General features: G+C 36.0%; 13 protein-coding genes. 1 reads left to right on the top strand and 12 read right to left on the bottom strand.

Annotated elements, in window-relative coordinates; translation table 11 throughout:
* Window positions 1–36 precede the first annotated feature (36 nt).
* From BB050_RS08860 to BB050_RS08845, 4 genes are all read right to left on the bottom strand, one after another.
* Window positions 37–444 carry a hypothetical protein gene (locus BB050_RS08860; RefSeq protein ID WP_008465394.1) on the bottom strand — a complete coding sequence of 136 codons (408 nt, stop codon included), beginning with the start codon at window positions 442–444 and terminating at the stop codon, window positions 37–39.
* A 162-nt stretch (window positions 445–606) separates the two neighbouring features.
* A complete protein-coding gene (pheS, locus tag BB050_RS08855; protein WP_066033326.1) occupies window positions 607–1,626 on the bottom strand; it encodes a phenylalanine--tRNA ligase subunit alpha in 1,020 nt (339 codons plus the stop codon).
* 84 nt (window positions 1,627–1,710) lie between these two features.
* Window positions 1,711–2,160 carry a hypothetical protein gene (locus tag BB050_RS08850; protein WP_236940435.1) on the bottom strand — a complete coding sequence of 150 codons (450 nt, stop codon included), beginning with the start codon at window positions 2,158–2,160 and terminating at the stop codon, window positions 1,711–1,713.
* Window positions 2,161–2,317: 157 nt separating this feature from the next.
* Complete coding sequence (locus BB050_RS08845; RefSeq protein ID WP_008465406.1) at window positions 2,318–2,674, bottom strand: hypothetical protein; 357 nt, start codon at window positions 2,672–2,674, stop codon at window positions 2,318–2,320.
* A 247-nt stretch (window positions 2,675–2,921) separates the two neighbouring features.
* On the opposite strand from BB050_RS08845, the gene BB050_RS08840 reads away from it, so the two are divergent.
* Window positions 2,922–3,464, top strand: a complete 543-nt coding sequence (locus BB050_RS08840) for a CvpA family protein (protein ID WP_008465408.1) — start codon at window positions 2,922–2,924, stop codon at window positions 3,462–3,464.
* A gap of 154 nt (window positions 3,465–3,618) precedes the next feature.
* On the opposite strand, the gene BB050_RS08835 is transcribed toward BB050_RS08840, so the two are convergent.
* The 8 genes from BB050_RS08835 to BB050_RS08800 all read right to left on the bottom strand — a co-directional run bounded on the left by BB050_RS08835 (window position 3,619) and on the right by BB050_RS08800 (window position 19,771).
* Entirely contained in the window at window positions 3,619–5,565 is a 1,947-nt protein-coding gene (locus tag BB050_RS08835) for a sialate O-acetylesterase (protein WP_066033324.1), read from the bottom strand.
* A 116-nt stretch (window positions 5,566–5,681) separates the two neighbouring features.
* Entirely contained in the window at window positions 5,682–7,919 is a 2,238-nt protein-coding gene (locus BB050_RS08830) for a glycoside hydrolase family 3 C-terminal domain-containing protein (protein WP_066033323.1), read from the bottom strand.
* A gap of 217 nt (window positions 7,920–8,136) precedes the next feature.
* Window positions 8,137–9,702 carry a GH39 family glycosyl hydrolase gene (locus BB050_RS08825; RefSeq protein ID WP_066033322.1) on the bottom strand — a complete coding sequence of 522 codons (1,566 nt, stop codon included), beginning with the start codon at window positions 9,700–9,702 and terminating at the stop codon, window positions 8,137–8,139.
* A 153-nt stretch (window positions 9,703–9,855) separates the two neighbouring features.
* On the bottom strand, window positions 9,856–11,862 hold the full coding sequence (locus BB050_RS08820) for a glycoside hydrolase family 97 protein (RefSeq protein WP_066033321.1): 2,007 nt from the start codon (window positions 11,860–11,862) through the stop codon (window positions 9,856–9,858).
* 269 nt (window positions 11,863–12,131) lie between these two features.
* The gene (locus BB050_RS08815; RefSeq protein WP_066033320.1) at window positions 12,132–14,531 is read right to left on the bottom strand and encodes a glycoside hydrolase family 31 protein; all 2,400 of its coding nucleotides are present in this window, start codon (window positions 14,529–14,531) and stop codon (window positions 12,132–12,134) included.
* Between the two features lie 160 nt (window positions 14,532–14,691).
* Window positions 14,692–17,178, bottom strand: a complete 2,487-nt coding sequence (locus tag BB050_RS08810) for a glycoside hydrolase family 2 TIM barrel-domain containing protein (protein WP_066033319.1) — start codon at window positions 17,176–17,178, stop codon at window positions 14,692–14,694.
* A gap of 136 nt (window positions 17,179–17,314) precedes the next feature.
* On the bottom strand, window positions 17,315–18,175 hold the full coding sequence (locus BB050_RS08805) for a hypothetical protein (protein WP_066033318.1): 861 nt from the start codon (window positions 18,173–18,175) through the stop codon (window positions 17,315–17,317).
* Window positions 18,176–18,190: 15 nt separating this feature from the next.
* Complete coding sequence (locus BB050_RS08800; protein WP_066033317.1) at window positions 18,191–19,771, bottom strand: RagB/SusD family nutrient uptake outer membrane protein; 1,581 nt, start codon at window positions 19,769–19,771, stop codon at window positions 18,191–18,193.
* Window position 19,772 lies beyond the last annotated feature (1 nt).

The following is a 19,772-nucleotide window of genomic DNA, read 5'->3' as shown; positions in this document are numbered from 1 at the left end:
ATAGTCTTTTCTCTTGCTTCTTGCTTCTTTAAAACTCTACTTCACCATCACCCCTTCAACAAACAAAATCGGCACTTCTTCCGTATTGTTTTCGTCAAGCGAATTGGCTTTAAAAATAAACTTCTTATCGTACAAAGTATTTCCGATGAAGAAAGTTACCATAAACTCATTATTTAGCGCTAAAAGGCTCTTTTCTACCAGTTCTATCTTTACCACAGAAACCGAAGGAACCTCAACAAATGCATGACGCAAGATCGAAGTTTTTTTCATTTCGCCATCAATAGTTCCAAATGCTTTTGAAACTACCATTACGCTGTCTAAGTTAAAATCACTGTCGTTAACTAAATAAGCGTACCACACTTTTTCCATAAAATCGTCACTCCATTCCTGCACTGCGGCAAGAAACACGTTTTCTACTTCTGGAATTATTATATCTTTTTTCATCTATTAAATTTTAAAAACCTTTGTCAAAGCCTAAAGCTTCAACAAAGGTTTGTTTATTGTAAAGGTAATTTATAACGTAAAGCCCTAGCCCTGATGGAAGCGGCATCCTTTTGTTTTTTTCTTTAAAAAACAAAAGATACAGCGGACAGCAGGAAACAGCTCCTAAATATTAGCTTTAAATTGCTCTAAGAAACGAACATCATTTTCGTAGAACATACGGATATCTCCAATTTGGTATAAAAGCATTGCAATACGCTCTACTCCCATTCCGAAAGCAAATCCGTTGTATTCATCTGGATTGATATCACAGTTTTTCAAAACGTTTGGATCAACCATTCCGCAACCTCCAATTTCTAACCAGCCTGTTCCTTTTGTGATACGGTAATCGGTTTCTGTTTTTAGTCCCCAATAAATATCAATTTCGGCACTTGGCTCTGTAAATGGGAAATATGACGGACGAAGACGAATCTTAGATTTTCCGAACATTTCTTTAGTAAAATATAGCAAAGTCTGTTTTAAATCGGCGAAAGAAACATCTTTGTCAATGTATAATCCTTCCACTTGATGGAAAATACAGTGCGAACGTGATGAAATTGCTTCGTTACGGAAAACACGTCCCGGAGAAATGGTACGAATTGGCGGTTTATGATTTTCCATATAACGCACCTGAACCGATGATGTATGCGTACGTAACAACACATCAGGATTAGTCTGAATGAAAAACGTATCCTGCATATCACGCGCCGGATGATATTCTGGCAAGTTCAATGCTGTAAAATTATGCCAATCGTCTTCAATTTCTGGTCCTTCAGAAACGTTGAATCCAATATTAGCAAAAATATCTATAATCTGATTTTTAACGATAGAAATTGGGTGGCGCGAACCAATAATTACTGGTTCTGCAGCACGTGTTAAATCGCCAAAAATTCCTTTTGATTCTTCTTTGCTTTCAAGCTCTTCCTGAATAACTTTTACTTTTTCTTCAGCAACAGCTTTCAAGGTATTCATTACAACTCCAAAATCTTTTTTCTGGTCGTTTGGGATATTTCTAAACTCATTAAAAAGTTCTCTTACTAAACCTTTAGTACCTAAATATTTAATACGGAATTGTTCTAACGATTCTTTATTTTTCTCATTAAAGGCTTTAGCTTCCTCTATGTGCTGTTTTATCTTATCTATCATTTTCCTTCGATAATTGAGAGTACAAATTTAGTGTTTTTAGTTGAAAATGTGCGGTCACAGTCGCAGTTTTAGGTTTTCCGTAAATTATTTTATCAGATTTAACTTTTCTTCAACTTGTTTAATCTTTAGATGCCAATAATCTAGACCTTCCTGATTGGTTACTGTTTCCTTTCTAAAATTCGAAGAAATGCGATTTAATTCATGCCAGTTTTTATTCGAATCCCTTTCTTTTTCCTGTTTTGTAGCAGGTTCAATTCTGGTGCGCCAAAAATCCATATTTTTAAAATAGGTCTTTTTTATGTCTTCAAAATACTCGACTAATTTTTCTTTTGAATTCGGAATATAGCCTGGGCCGCTGCAGCCGCAAGAATGAAAGGTAATGCCAACGGAAAATAAACTTTTAATATGTTCCCACTTTTTGACATCATCTTTTCTAGGCGATTCAAAATCCAGTCCCATGTTCGCCATTAATTCTCCACATTGCGGACATTTGGCTTCAAAAACCGATGCTTCTCCTTTTTTTATATCCACCATCAATCTTCTTTTAAATGTCTTCCGACAATTAAAACAAGCATAATGAGGTTTATAAGATGTCATTGCGTATCTGCACATTTTTTTTAATTTTAGTCTCAGTTTTCAGTGACAGTTTACAGTCTCAAACACTGTAAACTGCGACTGTAAACCAAAAAAACTACTCAATAAGTTTTCTTTCCAAAAAATAATTTACAATCGCTTCTTTCATTAAAACCGATTGTTCACCTGCTTTTAACGGCGGTAATTGTTCTTTTATTTTGTAGTGTGGCCAGCCTTCATTATCAAAAAAATCAAATTCGTAATAACCATAAGGTTCCAATAATCGGCAAATGGCAATATGCATTAGGTTTAATTTTTCGTCTTTCTTAAATTGACGATGCACCTTTCCGAGTTCCTGAACTCCAATTAGGTAAATTATAGCATCCAAATCAAGATCTTCACCTTGTGAAAATTGATTGGAAAGTATATCAACGAGCTTTTCCCATCGCTCTTTTAACTGTATATCTCTAGACATTGTGTGATTTTAGATTGTTGATTTTAGATGTTGGATTACTGATTAAAATCTATTCTGAGGGGGCAGAATCGTAATCTGAACTCTAAATTTTGATTTGCAAAGATACAGAGTTCAAACTCAATGTGCCTAAAAATTTTAAACACATAAAATTACAACTGCTATAAAAACCTTTGAACCTTTTGCCACTATGAGCCTTTGGACCTAAAAAAGATATATCTTTGCGCCTCATTAAACACCAAACCCAAACATGAGTTTTTTTGATATTATTGTAGCCGCGCTTTTAGGATACAGTTTGTATAAAGGCATTAAAAATGGACTTTTTGTAGAAGTTGCTTCTTTTATTTCCCTGTTATTAGGAATTTATCTTGCCATTAAATTTTCTTCATTAATGACAGGAATGATTTCAAAGCACGTTTCTTGGAATCCGACTAATATTCAAATTACGGCTTTTATCCTGACCTTTATTTTGGTTGTAATTGGAGTTTACTTTTTAGCAAAAATTCTAACCGGAATTGCCGATTTTGCCATGTTAGGCTGGATGAATAAACTGGGAGGCGGATTTTTTAGGGTTTTAAAAACCATTCTAATTCTGAGTATTTTTATTGCTTTGTTTGAGAAAATAAACTTCAATAATACATTCGCTAAAAAAGAAACTTTAGACAATTCTATTTTTTATAATCCAGTAAAAAAAGTTGCAGCTTTTGTTTATCCGTCGATTGAAAAATGGTACGAAACGTTTAAAAAAGAGCATTCTAAGAAACCAGAAGAAAAAGAGCAGGCAAAAAAATAATTATAACGTTTAGAAATTAAATCCTGTCAATGCAAAAGAGCTCCAGCGGTGCGAAATTCACTTCGTTCCACTGGAGCTTTATTTTGCAAATTTTTATTATTCGCCTGTATACTTCTTAATAAGAACTGATTACTAATTATGAAGTACTTAGGACTTATTTACTCACTTTATATTTCTCATTCGCAGTTAGCATCTCCCAATTATCGGTTCTGAAAGGCGAAGCCGGAAATTTTTCTTTATTGAAAAGATTGATCGCCGTATCATCATCTGCCCAACCATAATGCACTGCTACAGGATTTTGCACCTGATCGCTCGAGACAATTACTTTGTTGTCCTTAATTATCGCTTTCGCGGAATGAAAAACTTTATCAGCACCTGCAATTTCGAAACCTTTTAACTCTACATTGTTTGGTGTTGATAATCCGCTGCCGATATTATCAAAAGTCAATACGATTTGGTTTCCTTTTATTTCTTGAGATTTATAAGTTGGTCCGCTATGAACTTGTTTTTTGCCGTAAATATTATTCATGGCAATAGCTGCCAAACGTAATCCAATATCTTGTTTGTTAGTTGGGTGAATGTCTTTGGCGTTTCCAATATCTGTGGTTACGGCCATTCCTGTGTTCGGCACTTTTAGTGTTTCAGACTGTGCTTCGCGAAGTTCTGCCCATCGGCTACCTTTCTCACTATTGCCCCCAAATTCGTCAAAAGTGGATAATTGAACGAAATAAAACGGGAAGTTTCCTTGTTTGAATTTTGTTCTCCAATCAGTGATCATTAACGGAAATGATTTTTTGTATTCTGCTGCTCTCCAAACATTGGCTTCTCCCTGATACCATAAAACGCCTTGAATCCCGTAAGGAACTAGCGGATTTACCATGGCATTGTATAATAATGACGGATAACTGTTTGGTGATAAAGCTGTTTTTACAACAATAACTCTGAATTTCCATTTTCCGTCAAGCGGAATACTTTTACTGCCAATATTAAGTTTTAGATCTTGTGCTTCACCATAAATTCCTCCACCTCCGCTGTTGTCAACAATTCGGACAGCAATTACATTTTTTCCTTCTTTTAAAACATTTCCAGGAACAGAATACACTCTTTTTAAATCGTATTGCGTGTTTCGGCCAATTTCGATTCCGTTTACATACGTAATATCCTCATCGTCAATTTTAGCTAAACTTAAAACGGCGTTGTTTTTAAGATCATCGGCTGTGAGTGTAATTGTTTTTCGCATCCAAACTACGCCATCCAAATCTCCTAAAGGCTGATTTTCCCATAAACTTGGCGTATTGAGTTCGCCCCAAGAATTATCATTAAAAGAAAGTTCTTTAAATGAATCTTCGTTATCAGAGCTAACAGGATTTCCTTGAATTTTTTCAACTCTTTCTTTCATCTTTCTGGCATATAATTTTGAAATAGAGTCTACATTTAGAGTCGGAACATCGGCAATCATGGCTTTAAAATCAGGACTTTTTTCAAAAGCCTCACGACTTGTCCAAGTTTCAACATTAGTTCCACCCCAAGAAGTATTAATAATTCCAATTGGGATTTTTAATTCAGCATATAATTTTCTCGCGAAATAATATCCAACTGCTGTAAAGTTGCCTACATTTTTTTTGTTGGCTTCTTCCCATTTTCCTTGTTTTAAATCGTCTTTCGGAGTGCCGCTTAAATCCTGTGCCACACCAAAATGACGGATCATTGGATAATTAGCATCTGCAATTTCTTTTTCGCCATTCATGCTTTTGAAAACCTGAAATTCCATATTCGATTGCCCGCTGCAAATCCAAACTTCTCCAACCAAAACATTTTTGATTGTGATTTTATTTTTCCCGATAATGGTCAATTCGAAAGGTCCGCCGGCTTTTTCAGCGCTTAAATTTACTGTCCATTTTCCGTTTTTATCGGCTGTTGTTTTCTTAACTTGTTTGTTGAAATGAATTTCTACGCTTTCATTTGCATCTGCAAAGCCCCAAATCGGAATTTGCTTGTCTCTTTGAAGCACCATTCCGTCAGAGAATATTAAAGGCATTCTGATATTAGCATTTGCTAAAACACTAATTAACAAGAAAATAAATATTACGGTCTTTTTCATTTTTTAAATTTAAATATTTTTGAATCCTATAAGTTTAAGTTAACTGATAAGTTTTTAAAACCAACGCCAGCTTTTTACTGGCTGGCGTTGATGGTTTAGTTATAACAATGACAGTTTTATTTAACTGTTACTTGGATTTCTTTTTTAATATCTCTTGAAGAAGTTCCCAATTTGATAGTATATTTTCCTGGTTCAACTGTCCATTTTTTAGACGCAACATCATAATAAGCCAATTCTTTTACCGGTACTTTGATGGTTACTTTTGCTGAACTTCCAGCTTTTACCTCTGCTTTTTTGAAACCTTTTAATTCTTGTGCAGCACGAGTAATTTTAGAATCCAATTTTGATGTGTATAATTGAACGACCTCTTTTCCGTCTACTTTTCCTGTGTTTTTAACGTCGACTGTTACTTCTATTACATCGTTTTGAGCATAAGAAGTTTTGTCTGTTTTTGCATTATCAAGCGCAAAAGTGGTGTAGGACAATCCGTAACCGAAAGGATAAAGTGGCGCTACATTTTTAGTATCAAACCAACGGTATCCAATCAAAAGTCCTTCAGCATAATTAACCGCTTTGTCTCCGGGAAAACTGTTGGTGGCATGCGCAGGAGAATCTTTTAAAGCAACTGGCATTGTCCAAGGCAGTTTTCCTGACGGATTTACTTTTCCTAAGATCACATCTGCCAAAGCATTTCCTCCCTCAGAACCATTAAACCAGCTCCAAACCAAAGCAGAAGATTTTTTGCTTACTTCATTAATATCAAATGGAGCACCCGCAACCATTACCACAATAGTTTTTGGATTTACAGCCAAAACTTTTTTGATTAATTCTTCTTGTCCGAAAGGTAAATGCAAATCTCTACGATCTGAAGCTTCTGTTTCGTAATCGCGGTTTGAACCTGCAAAAATGATTGCAACATCAGAGTTTTTAGCCGCATCAACAGCTTCCTGAACTTTTGCAGGATCTAATTGATCGATTGTAACTGGCCCATTAGCCGTAATATTCCCTAAATTTCCTCTGTTTTTTTTATCGTAACGTTCTAAATATCCTTCCGCATAATTGATTTTAACTGAAGAAGGCAATCTGTTTTTAAGACCTTCTAAAGGCGTAACTTCTCTTTTCGTTTTAACTCCTGCTCCAAATCCGCCAAGAGCGTTTTTCTTTGTAGCATTATTTCCAATAACGGCAATAGATTTTACTCCGTCTAGTTGTAATGGTAAAGCGTTGTTTTCGTTTTTCAACAATACAATTGCTTCAGCAGCAATTTTGTAAGCGTCTTGGTAATGTGCTTCGGTTGCGATGCTTCCTTTTGCACGCTCGCCTCCGCCCATTGCTTTCACTTGGAATAAGACTCTTAAAATACGTTTTACATGCAGATCAATTTCTTTCTCTGAAACTTCTCCAGATTTTACGGCTGCAATTAATTTATCGGCTAAGAAAAATTCATTGAAAGGTTTTGGCGTTCCCATTTCAATATCTAAACCATTTTTCAAACTTTTTGCTGTAGAATGTACCGCAGCCCAATCTGAAACTACAACACCTTTAAATCCCCATTCGTCACGAAGGATTTTATTCAGCATATAATCGTTTTCACATAAATATTCACCTCTAAATTTATTGTAAGCGCCCATAATGCTATAGGCCTTTGCTTCTTTTACCGAAGCTTCAAAAGCTGGAAGATAAATTTCGCGAAGTGTACGCTCGTCAATTTGTACATCAACAAAATCACGATTTGTTTCCTGATTGTTTGCTGCGTAATGTTTTACGCAAGCCATTACATCTTTTTCTTGTAAACCAACAATCAAAGGCACTGCGATTTTTTTATTCAAAAATGGGTCTTCAGACATGTATTCGTATGTTCTTCCTCCAAGCGGTGTTCTCACCATATTAATCGCTGGAGAAAGCAGCATGTCTTTATCTCTTGCACGTAACTCTTCTCCTAAACTGGTTCCAAAAGTATGTGCCATTTCTGCGTTCCATGTTGCAGCCAAAGCGCCACCTGCTGGATAATATGTTGCAAAGTCATTTGTCCATCCTGCTGGAGCCCAATTGTCGCGTGAGATTTCTTCGCGAACTCCCAACGGACCATCGGCCATTTTTAATTCTGGAATTCCTAAACGTTTTACGCCTGCATTGGCGAACATGCTGTTTCCGTGAAGCATTCCCACTTTTTCTTCTAATGTCATCTGCGAAATCAGTTTGTCGATTTCTGCATCATGATCTGTGCTTATTTCTTTTCCAACGTATTCTTCGGTCTGCGCCGAATTTGAAGCTAAAGTTTGTGCATCATTTTTACAAGAAGTAAAAAATGCAAAAACCAAAGCCGATGAAAGGAACATCATTTTGTTTTTCATAGATAGTTAGGTGTTTTGAATTTAAAGATTTTGATTCCTCACACATAGCCTTCAAATCCAGTTAATAATTATATTATTTGTGGTTTTATCTAAATTATTGTTTCATTAATTGTATGAAAATATTTTAACACATAGAACTAGGTATTAAAGCTAGCTTTTTCTGTAATCTTTAAAGAGAATAAAAATCTATGTTTCTATGTGTTTAAATTAAAATTTGTTATTGTTTAATTAAATTCAGCATAACGACATCATTTTCATTGATTTTAAATTCCTTGCTAAAAGTTCCTTTTCCGTCAATCGTAATTTTTTCTGTCGAAATTGGCACCCCGTTATTTTTCTTTTTTATCGAATTGACTTGCTCACGTGTTAACTGACTTGGTTTATTCATCGTTAGATAATCCGCGTAAGCGTCATTTACCTTATACCCCACTTTGTAAATTTCTAAGATATATTTTCCTTTCTGCATTCCGTTCACTTCAACTTTGACTTTTCCTTTTTCTTTTGATTGAAGGTCTTTTATGTAATAGGTTTGATTCAGCTCTTTATCGCCAGGATGAGTATTGGTAAAATCCCAAAGCAAAACTTGCACATCACCTTTTGTATTTTTAGAAACCCAAGAAGCTTTATCTGAATTCTGAAGTTCTGTTTCTCCCAATTTATTCATTAAATAATAAGAAAAATAGGCCGGCTTTTTAATTCCTTGCGTATTCAATAATCCGAAACCGCCGTGAAAAGGCGTAAATCTTGGCCCCGCTTCTTCAAAGATATCGGTAAAAACCCAATAGGACATGGAGTTTGCAGCATTTCCAACTTGTTTTATTTTTTGCAGAATATAAGCAGCCGAATGATAACTGTCATGAATTGGATCTGCTGGCGTATACGATGAACTCCATTCTGTATAATGCAATTCTAAATTTGGTTTAGCCGATTCTGTAATTTGTTTTCGTGAATTTATAATTTCTCCGCTTACGCTAAATTCATCTTTACTTAATATGGTTCCAGAAGTTCCGAATTCATCCAAATAGCCGTGCTTCACTCCGTATGCATGTGTTGAAATAAAATCAATCGGAAGATTATTCTTGGCACAAAAATCAATGGTTTCGGGAACCCAAGCTGCACCTGCTGTTGCTGGACCGCCCACTTTATACGCTGGATTTACTGCTTTTACACCTCGAGCAGCGTAATCATATAATTTGAAATATTCTGTTTGTGTTCCTGTCCAAAAACCTGGTGATAAATTCGGCTCATTCCATACTTCAAAATACCAAGTTTTTACTTCTTCATCTCCGTAACGATCTTTAAAATGCTGCGTTAAATTTCTAATTAAATCTTCCCATTTTTTATAATCTTTTGGAGGCGTTACATTTCCCTTCCACCAAAAAATAGTTTCTTTTCCGCTTGCCAATGCATTCGGCATAAAACCTAATTCTACAAATGGTTTCATTTTGAGACTTACAATATAATCAAATAAAACGTCAACATATTGGTAATTGTATTCTGGATTTCCTTTTTCGTCTTCACGATAAACGGCCATATCATCAGACAATAAACCATGAAAGCGGATGTACTTAAAATCGCATTCTTTTTTAACCAATGCCAGTTGCTGCTGCCAATCGGCACGAAGTCCTTCATTTGCCCTTCCTGCGCCAATGCATTCTTTGAACATTGTGTTTAATTTTCCGGCAGTTTTATTGAAATCTACTTTTATGGTTCGGCTTTCATTTTGTGCGAACGAATCAATTGAAGAAATTAAAACGGCTATTATTATTAAAAGTTTTTTCATCTGAAAATGGTTTTCTTTTTATTATCCTAACAGGTCTCCAAAAACCTGTTAGGTATCTTTTGCAATCCTAATATCTCAAAACTAATTATAATCTCACTTTAAATTAAATACCTAACAGGTTTTGGAAACCTGTTAGGATATTAAAACCAATAATTATATTTTTTTGAATCTAACAGCTCCACCACCTGCACCGCCTAATTTCAATTGTAACTTATCTGAAGCTTTTACGGTTTTCTTCGAAATTGCCACTGCTTCTGGATTATGAGTCTGATCTGTTCCTTCGGCATCCACATAAATTTGTGCTTCGTATGTTGCATTTGGATCTAAGAATGATAATGAAACTTCTACATTTCTTGGTTTTTCATTGGTCAAAGTTCCTAAATACCAGTCGGCGCTATTTCTGTCTTTTCTTGCTGTTGTGATGTATTCACCAATTTTTCCTTCTAGAATTTTTGTGTCTTCCCAATCTGTTGGAACATCTTTTAGGAATTGCAAAGCTGGTTTCCCTTCGTAGTTTTCAGGAAGATCAGCTAACATTTGAATCGGAGAATAAATCGTAACGTACAATGCCAATTGCTGCCCCACAGTTCCCTGAATTCTTTTTCCTGGATAGCCTTGTTTTACCTCAACATCGAAAATTCCAGGAGTGAAATCCATTGGTCCAGAAAGCAATCTTGTAAATGGAATAATACTTAAATGATTTGGCGGATTTCCTTCACTCCAAGCGTTATACTCTTGTCCGCGCGCTGCTTCTCTCGAAACCATGTTCGGATAAGTTCTTCTTTCTCCAGTATCTTTAATTGATTCGTGGTATAAAACCGCTAAATCGTATTGCGCTGCTTTTTCTAAAATGTATCTGAAATAGTTCACTCCAAATTGTCCGAAATGCATTTGTTTCATATTCAATTTAGAACCAACATGACCAATTTTCACGGTATGAATACCTAGCTTTTTGTATAAGGCAAAACCTTCGTCAACTTCTTTTAAGTAGTTAATTAAGTTCGAACCTGTTTCGTGATAACCGATTAATTCGATATTCTTTTTCTTTCCGTATTCAACCACTTTTTCTAAGTCGAAATTGTCTGCGCTTTTCGTGAAGCTGAACATGTGCATACGGTTTTCATACCAACCCGGAGTCCATCCTTTATTCCATCCTTCGATTAATAAATGGTGAAAACCTTCTTTTGCTGTAAAATCAATATATTCTTCAGCATGTTTGGTTGTCGCACCTTGTTTGTCGCTTTCCCAGAAAGTATATTTCCCAATGTGCATTCCCCACCAAATTCCTAAATATTTATAAGGCTTGAAATAGCTATTTGTGTTTTTTAATTTATTTGGTTCGTTTAAGTTTAAAACCAAATAAGAAGTAATTAATTCCCCTGGATTTTCTCCAATTTGAATAGTTCTCCAAGAAGAAGTAAACGAATCTTTCACACGAACTTTTACGCCATCTGCCCAAGGCACTAAATCTGATTTTAATTCTGTTCCCTTTGTGTTGACCAAAGTCATGCTTGCAAAATCATACAAGTTTGCTTCGTGGAAACTTAAAGCTAATCCGCTTTTGCTTTCGATTGTTAATGGAGTTAAAACCGTATCAAGTGTACTTACTGGAGCATCTTTGAAAAGATATTCGTCACGGTTTTCTCTATTGGCTGGAATCCACCAAGCTTTTCCGTCTTCTTTTAAGTTGAAAGTCGTTTTTTCATCCATGATGAAAATGCTGTCTTTTACATTTTGTTTTGGATAAACGTATCTAAAAGCCACTCCGTCATCAAAAGCACGAAACTGAATTTGTAATTTTCTTTTGTTTCCTGTTTTTTGCTGTAAATCGACTATCAATTGATTGTAGTGATTTCTGATGTTTTTCTTTTCTCCCCAAACTTGTTCCCAAGTTTCATCAAAAGTCGAAGTTTTGGCTCCTTTGATTTCGAAATTTGAACTTAAGCCTTCATTTCCTTTCAACACAAATCCCATATCAGACGGAGAAATCACTTCTGTTTTTCCGTGAGAAACGGCATATTTTGGGGCGTTTTTTACAAGCTCAAATTTGATTTTGTTTTTTCCGTTTGGCGATGCCAATTCGTAAGCGTTCTTCGTTTTTTGACTGTAGCCGATTGTCATTGAAAAGAGTACGGCTGGGAGAATAAGATAGTTTTTCATGTTTTTTGGTATTATGTTTTTTGCCACTGATTTAAAGGAATTTTTTTCTTTTCTCTCGCAGATTTAGCAGATTGTGCAGATCTATTTTTTTAATTGTTTCAATCTGCATTTCCTATACTGATGAAAAAATCAAAAAAATCTGCTTGATCTGCTAAATCTGCGAGAGAAATAACCTCTCAATCTGTGGCTATATTTTTTTTCGCCACGAATTACACAAATTAACACAAATTCAATTCGTGGAAATTCGTGCAATTCGTGGCAGATTTATTTTATTTTGCCCACTCGGTTTTAAAAGTGGTTTTTCCGTTTAATGGATTTGCTGCTACATCGAAATTGTTTCCGTTTTTGTTCACTTTTATTTCTTGTACAGCATCACCTTCTGGTAAAAATACTTTGGCTGTTGCCGAAGTGGTTTTGTCGCTTGCAAATACTTTTAATGTTAGTTTGCTCCAATCCATATCTTTTGTAGATTGTGCTAAACCGATGTGTGGAATTGCAGTTCCGTCTTTTACTAAAACTACAATTGGCACTTCACCCGCTTTTATTTTATGCCAGCCCGATTGGTACACTTTTTTAGTTTGATAATCAATCCACGTTCCTTCTGGAAGGTAAACATCTCTTTCTTCAACTTCTTCAAAAAGCGGTGCAACCAACATACTTGAACCAAATAAATATTCATTATCTACTAACCAAGCTCCTGGATCATTTGGATATTCTACAAAAAGAGCACGCATCATTGGTAAACCTTTTTGAGAACTTTCTTTTGCTTGAGCGTAGATATATGGCATTAATTCGTAACGCATATTATCTGCTTTTCTAAATCCTTCCAAGAATTCTTTGCTGTACAACCAAGGTTCACGAGGCGGCTCTCCGTGGCTTCTTACGTGTGAAGTGAACATTCCGAATGGCGCCCATCTTCTGTAAATGTTTTCAGGTGATTTAGTTGCAAATCCTCCAACATCATGACTCCAGAAACTAAATCCTGAAAGACCTAAAGAAAGTCCGCCACGTAATTCTGCCGACATTGCTCCGTTTGTAGTTTCAGAATCTCCTCCCCAATGCAAAGGATAACGCTGACTTCCTGCCCAAGTACTTCTCGCCCAGATCAAAGTGTACCCTTTTTCTTTTTGAGTAATTTCAGCAACTGCTTTGTTATATCTCAACGGGTATAAATTGTGTTCATAGAAACCCGTTCTTCCTGAATGGTAAATTCCGTCTGGCGGAGCTGCTTCCCCAAAATCTACTTTGAAAACCGCTACTCCATCATCAAACAACTTTTTCAATTTCCCTTGGTACCAAGAAATAGTTTCTGGATTCGAGAAGTCTAAAACAGCATCTTCATAAGGAAGATTTCCTTTTCTATCTCTTACGGCCAAGTTTTTATCCATAATTTCTGGAAACAAAGTATTCTTTGGCGTGAAATAAGGCAACTGCCAAAGACAAACTTGGAAACCATCTTTTTTTAAATCAGACATCATTTTTGTAGCGTCTGGGAAACGAGATTTTGCAAACTCGTAGTTGTTTCTCCAATCTACATCAAACCAGCCTGTATCAAAGTGAATAACATCGGTTGGGATTTTGTATTTACGTAAATCTCTGGCAACATCACGTCCTTCTTTTTCTGAGAAATACGTGATTCGGCTCATCCAGAAACCGAAAGACCAAAGTGGTGGCATTGCTGCTTTTCCTGTCAGATTTGTGTATTGATCTAAAATGTCTTTTGGTTCTCCAATGAAGAAAAACAAATCGGCTTCGTCATCTCCAATGTACATTTCGTTGGCACTTGAAAAGTATTTTCCAAAATCAACAGTAATTGGTGTTGAATGGTGCATGAAAACGCCATAACCGCGGCTGCTCATGTAAAACGGAATCGGTTTGTACATCGTTTCATTTTGGATTCCGTTGGCGTCATCTGTCCATAAAACTACTTTTGAACCGCGTTTGTTGAATTGTGTGAATGATTCACCGCAACCAAATATTTTTTCGTCTGGTTCTAAACTGAACGCAGCGCCCATACTTCTTGAGTAATCGCTGTTTCTGCGAACGTAAGAAAACGGAAGTGTTGGTGTATAGGTGTTTTTAAAATCAGTATCATGAAGTGTACTTGTCAGCAATTTCCCTTTTTCATCGTAAATTTTTACGTGCCAAGGTTTTGTCAAAATTTCAACTTTTCCGTGTTTACTGGTATAACTGTGACCGCCTTCGATTTTAGCATATTTCCACAATTCGGGATGATTTGGCGCAGCTCCATCAACCAACATCAATGATTCTTTTTGCGGATGAAATTGAGGTCCAGAAGTGGTTTTGATACGAAGGGTTCTGTCTGAAACAAACTGAATTTCGAATGGCAAAACAGGAGATTCTGCGTATTCTGTTGTTGGAAACTCGTTCGCTTTTTCTACATCCGGTTTCATCATCATGTTGTTGAAAGCCTGACGTGTTTTATAATTGTATCTCAAATATTTGATGGTTCCTTTTCCCGTTGCAGGATCAAAAGAAGCCAATTCGTCTGCGAAATAAAAAGTATTCAGATAGTTCTGAAAATCTTTACTGATATCTATTGGTGCATTCAGTACATCTGCATTCTGAATTTGAGCTGAGGCTTTTGGCACAGCTAGAAATCCCAAAACAAAAGCAGAAACTAATGCGGTTAATTGTGAGTTTTTCATGGGTTACTTTTTATTTTTTTTGCCACTCCCGATATCTATCGGGATAAAAGGATTCGAAAGGATTTTTTCTTTTTTCTTTTCTCTCGCAGATTTAGCAGATCGTGCAGATTTAAATCTTTTTAATCCTTTTAATCTGTGGCTATAATTAAAATTTCAAAAATTATTCTGTCGTAATTACAATTGTCGATTGTTTTAGTCCATTCGCTTTAGCGGTTAATTCTAATCTTCCTGATTTATCTCCCGATTGAACAATCACCAAACATTTTCCAGCCAAAGCTGTATGTTTATTTGCTTTGTACGATTCGTGGCTAACTGGATCTCCGCTACAAACGCCTACAATTTTTCCGTTTCCTTTTAAAGAGAAATTAATTTCGTTATTAGCATTTGGAGCGATCGTTCCATTAGCATCCAAAATATCGACTGTAATAAATGACAAATCATTTTTATCGGCTTTGATGGTACTTCTATCCGCAGTTAATTTTAATTGCGAAGGGTTTCCAGCGGTTTTAATTTCTTTTTCTAACACTACTTTTCCATCTTTACGAGAAATGGCTTTTAAAGTTCCCGCTTCAAAAGGAATTCTCCACATTACGTGCAAATCATCTCTTTTTTTACTTCGTTTTCCAACTGATTTTCCGTTTACGAAAAGTTCCACTTCATCTGCATTATTATAGTATGCCCAAACGTCAACCGTTTGTCCAGCTTTCCAATTCCAATGAGGGAAAACGTGAAGAACCGTTTTATTTGTCCATTCACTTTGGTACATATAATACACGTCTTTCGGAAAACCAGCTAAATCTACAATTCCGAAATACGAACTTACCGATGGCCATTCGTATGGAGTTGGTTCTCCGATGTAATCAAAACCTGTCCAAACGTACATTCCAGCCAAGAAATCATGTTTTTTAATGATTTTCCAAGTTGCTTCGTGCGTAGATCCCCAAGGCGTCTGTACCTGATCGTAAGCTGAAACCGTATTTCCAGGATTTCCTTCCGTAAATTTAAGATCCCATCTTATTGGCCATTTTTTGATAGTATCTGAAACAGCGTCATAATAACCTCTTGTCTGCAAACCTGAAGTAGTTTCAGTTGCAATGAAAGGAGTTTTTGGGAAGTTCTTTAGATGATGTTCAAATGTCTGGTGCGCATAATTGTATCCGATTAAATCTAAAACTCCAGATCCAGCAAGCGGATTAATCGAAACATCTTTTTTCTCAAATTGTAAAGTCACAGCATCAATATTCATATTTACAGGTGGATTCATTCCAGCTGTAAGCGGACGCGTTTTATCATTTAAACGTACTATTGCCGCTAATTCTTTAGCAATCTCGATACCTTTTTCATTCCATTGTTCTGGAATTTCGTTTCCGATACTCCACATAAAAATACTTGCATGATTTCTGTCGCGCATCAATTGATCGATTAAGTCTTGTTTGTGCCATTTGTCCCAATCATTAGCATAATCATATTTGGTTTTATTTTGTTTCCACATATCGAAAGCTTCATCCATGACAATGAAACCCATTTTATCGCAAAGATCAAGTAGTTCTGGAGCTGGAGGATTATGAGAAGTCCTGATTCCGTTCACGCCCATTTCTTTTAGGATTTCCAATTGACGTTCAATAGCGCGCGTATTGATTGCAGATCCTAACGGCCCTAAATCATGGTGCATGCAAACCCCTTTTATTTTGACTTGTTTTCCATTCAGAATAAAACCTTTATTCAAATCGAATTTAAAATCTCTGATTCCGAAAGAGGTTTTGTATTGGTCAATGATTTTATCATCAACTAAAATTTCAGTAACTGCTGTATACAATTCCGGATTTTCAACTGACCATAAAATCGGATTTTCAACTTCTGCAGATTGATTCAGAATTTGATTGTCGTTGGCATTGATGGTTATATCTTGAGTAACCGATGTTACTTTTTTATCTTCTTTAAAAATAGTGGTCGTTACCGTTGCTTTCTTGCTTTCTTTGTATTGATTTTTAATTGTAGTTTCAATGCTTACCGAAGCTTTTTCAGCCGTAACTTTTGGAGTTGTAATGTATGTTCCCCATTGTCCAACGTGAAGTTTGTCTGTGGTTTCGATCCAGACATTTCTAAAAATTCCTGAACCTGAATACCAACGTGAATTAGGTTGTTTTGAATTGTCAACCTTAACAATTATTTCGTTGTTTTTCTCTCCGTAATTTAAATATGGTGACATGTTATATTGAAAACCAATATATCCGTTTGGACGTTTTCCTAAATAATGTCCGTTTACCCAAACTTCGCTGTTTCTGTAAACACCGTCAAAAGTGATTGAAGTTATTTTTGTGCTGTCTTCTGCAGCTACTTTAAATGTTTTTTTGTACCAGCCTAAACCTCCATTTAGAGATCCTCCGCCATAACCCCCAGGACTTTTTTCATCAAATTTTCCTTCAATGCTCCAATCGTGAGGAACGTCTAAAGTTCTCCATTTGGTAGAAGTTCCAATAGTGTCTTTATCAACAATGCTGTCATTAAGATGAAAACTCCAATCTGCATTAAAAGAAACTTTTCGGTTTACAAATGCATCTTCTTTTTTAGTGCAGGAATTCAAGAAAAAAACTCCAGCTGCAACTGCCCATAAACTTATATTTTTTATGTTTTTTCTAATATGCATGGTACTTTTATTTTTTTGGAATTTGAAGATAGAAATAAAAAATGGTTTCGTTTATTTCTTCCTAAAACAATTTAAGTCTCAGTCTTAAAGAACATTACAAAATGCTTTTAGGACTGAGACTTCAAAACTAACTAACTTACGATTTCGGCTTGTAGTGGAATACAATTAAACAGACTCCTTCACCAGTTCTGCTCTGGTCACGCACTACTGCTAATCTTAAAGATGTAGCCGTAAGCTCAACCACCTTGACGCTGATCCAGTTGCTGCAGTCACCATAATAGTCTCCACCATAAAGCATTTGAACCCCACCATTAAAAACTAATTTATTATTTGCAATATCAAATGAATAGGTTCCTTTTTTCGTAGTTTGATTGCTGTTTGCAATCGCTGTTTGAGTAACAGATGTATTGTAATTTCCATTTAAATCAAAATACATTTCTCCCCAGTTTTTATTAGTCATTACCCAAGAGTTACTTGCATAATCTGGAAACCAATTCCAATAGTCACTACCTTTTGGATTATAAGGATAATCTAAACCTGCCCATCCCACTGGATCTGTAAAATCTAAAACCCAAGTTTTTCCGTCAACACCATTGGTTAACATTTGCCATTTTGGATCTCTAAAATAACTTTCGTCATTCTCAGGGACGTTTACAGTTACAGGGACAGCTTCTACAGAACCTCCTCTTGTGTAAGCGGTATAGTAAATTGTATATTTTCCTGCAAAAGGCAAAATCACTTGATCACTGCTTTTGTTAGAATGTCCCAGTTCATTTCCCGATGCATCTACATATTTCCAAAATGGAATTACCGTTGGATCATCACTTTTAAAGTTTACAAGATTTTTATTTGTAGCATCTTGCGTTACAGAAAACTTAAGTGTTTCTGATGTCAAAGTAACTGCTGGAAGGCTTTCGCGATCCTCGATTGCCTCGCAAGAAAATAACAGCGAACCCATTGTAACAGCTGCTATTAAAATATATAATATACGTTTCATAGTCTTTTGTTTAAATTAATTCCAGCCTGGATTTTGAGTTATTGTACCATTTGAAAGAATGATCTGCGATTGCGGTAATGGAAACCAACCTTGAGTCTCTGTTCTAAAAGTTACATTAAACTGAGAATCTCCAGTGTTGTTATCAATAGCTGCTTTTGTAACCGTCATTCCTTGTCTTATTAAGTCAAAATAACGAAGTCCTTCAAGCGCTAATTCTAACTGACGCTCTTTCATGATATTTTCTAAACTGACTGTTTTTCTGTGAGTAGTATTTTTAAAAGCACGATCACGTACTCTATCATAATCTGCCTGCGCTAAAGCAGGGTTTGATTGTAAATTCAACTCAGCTGCCATTAGCAATACATCTGAGAAACGAATAATAGCATAATCTTGGTAGTTGTCAATTTGAAAATTTCCTCCGTTTGCCTCTACGACAGCTGTTCCTGCTGCATTGGTAATTGGACAATATTTTTTCCAAGAATATCCTGTGTACTGACGCTGCTCTCTAGCTTGCGGATCAAAATTTAAATTTTCACCTGCATAATCAATAAATGATGCTGCTTTTCTGGTATCTCCAGCTTCATAAGAATCAACCAACTTAGGATTCACTGTTGCTCCTCCCCATCCTGTTGCATATTTTCCAATTGAACCTCCACGTGGTGCAATGTTTACTTGGAAACGGTTTCCTTCGTGAAGATCCCAGTTTCCTTTTCCTGATCCGTTAAAACGAACAGCCCAAACCATTTCTGTATTATCTTCTCCAGCAAAGTTTTCGAAAGAAGCTGCTAACCAAAGATTAGCAAAATCAGCCACTAAACCGTGTCCGCTGTTATTAACTGCATCGTTAATATAAGCTGTTGCTTCTGCTTTAGAAACTACTCCAGCTAAATCTGCTTTGCCATATGTTCCTGTATAGAATAAGAATGTTCTAGCCAAATATGCTTCTGCAGCCCATTTTGTAATGCGTCCATAATTAGCATTTCCTGCTTGTGAGTAGTTTTCTGGCCCTAAATTGTCTGCTGCAAATTTTAAATCACTTGCAATTAAAGCATATGTAACTTCTGGAGCTTGTCTTGGCAATTCGAACTCACTTGTTGTTACAGTATGATCAAGAGGAATGATATCTCCAAACATTTTAGCCGCTGTAAAATGAAAGTGCGCTCTTAAGAAACGTGCCTCAGCTTCGTAGCGAGTTTTCAAAGCCGTATCTGATCCCCAATTTACTTTGCCTAAATTTTCTAATAAAATGTTAGCTCTGTAAATTCCTAAATAAGCATTTGACCAAACATCTTTGTTCATGTCTTTGTCCGAAACGTACGAGAAACGATCCCATTCGATATCGGTTTGAGCATCGGCAATACCATAACCTCCAAAGCAATCATCAGAAGCTTGTTCGCTAATTAATAATGGTCCGCCATAAGCTTCACGCTGTAAAACATCATAAACTGCTATAAGACCTTCAAAAGCATCAGATGGTGTTTTATAAAAATTCTCTGTTACCTTATCTGTGTATGGTTCATTTTCCAAGAAATCCTGCGAACAAGCTCCTAAAGTAAGTAAGCTTGAAAGCGCAAATAATTTTATATATGTTTTCATG

Origin of the sequence: Flavobacterium anhuiense (assembly GCF_001705175.1) — a bacterium.
Classification (GTDB): Bacteria; Bacteroidota; Bacteroidia; order Flavobacteriales; family Flavobacteriaceae; genus Flavobacterium; species Flavobacterium anhuiense.
The sequence above is the reverse complement of the archived record's forward strand: the minus strand, read 5'-3'. Positions and strand labels throughout refer to the sequence as shown.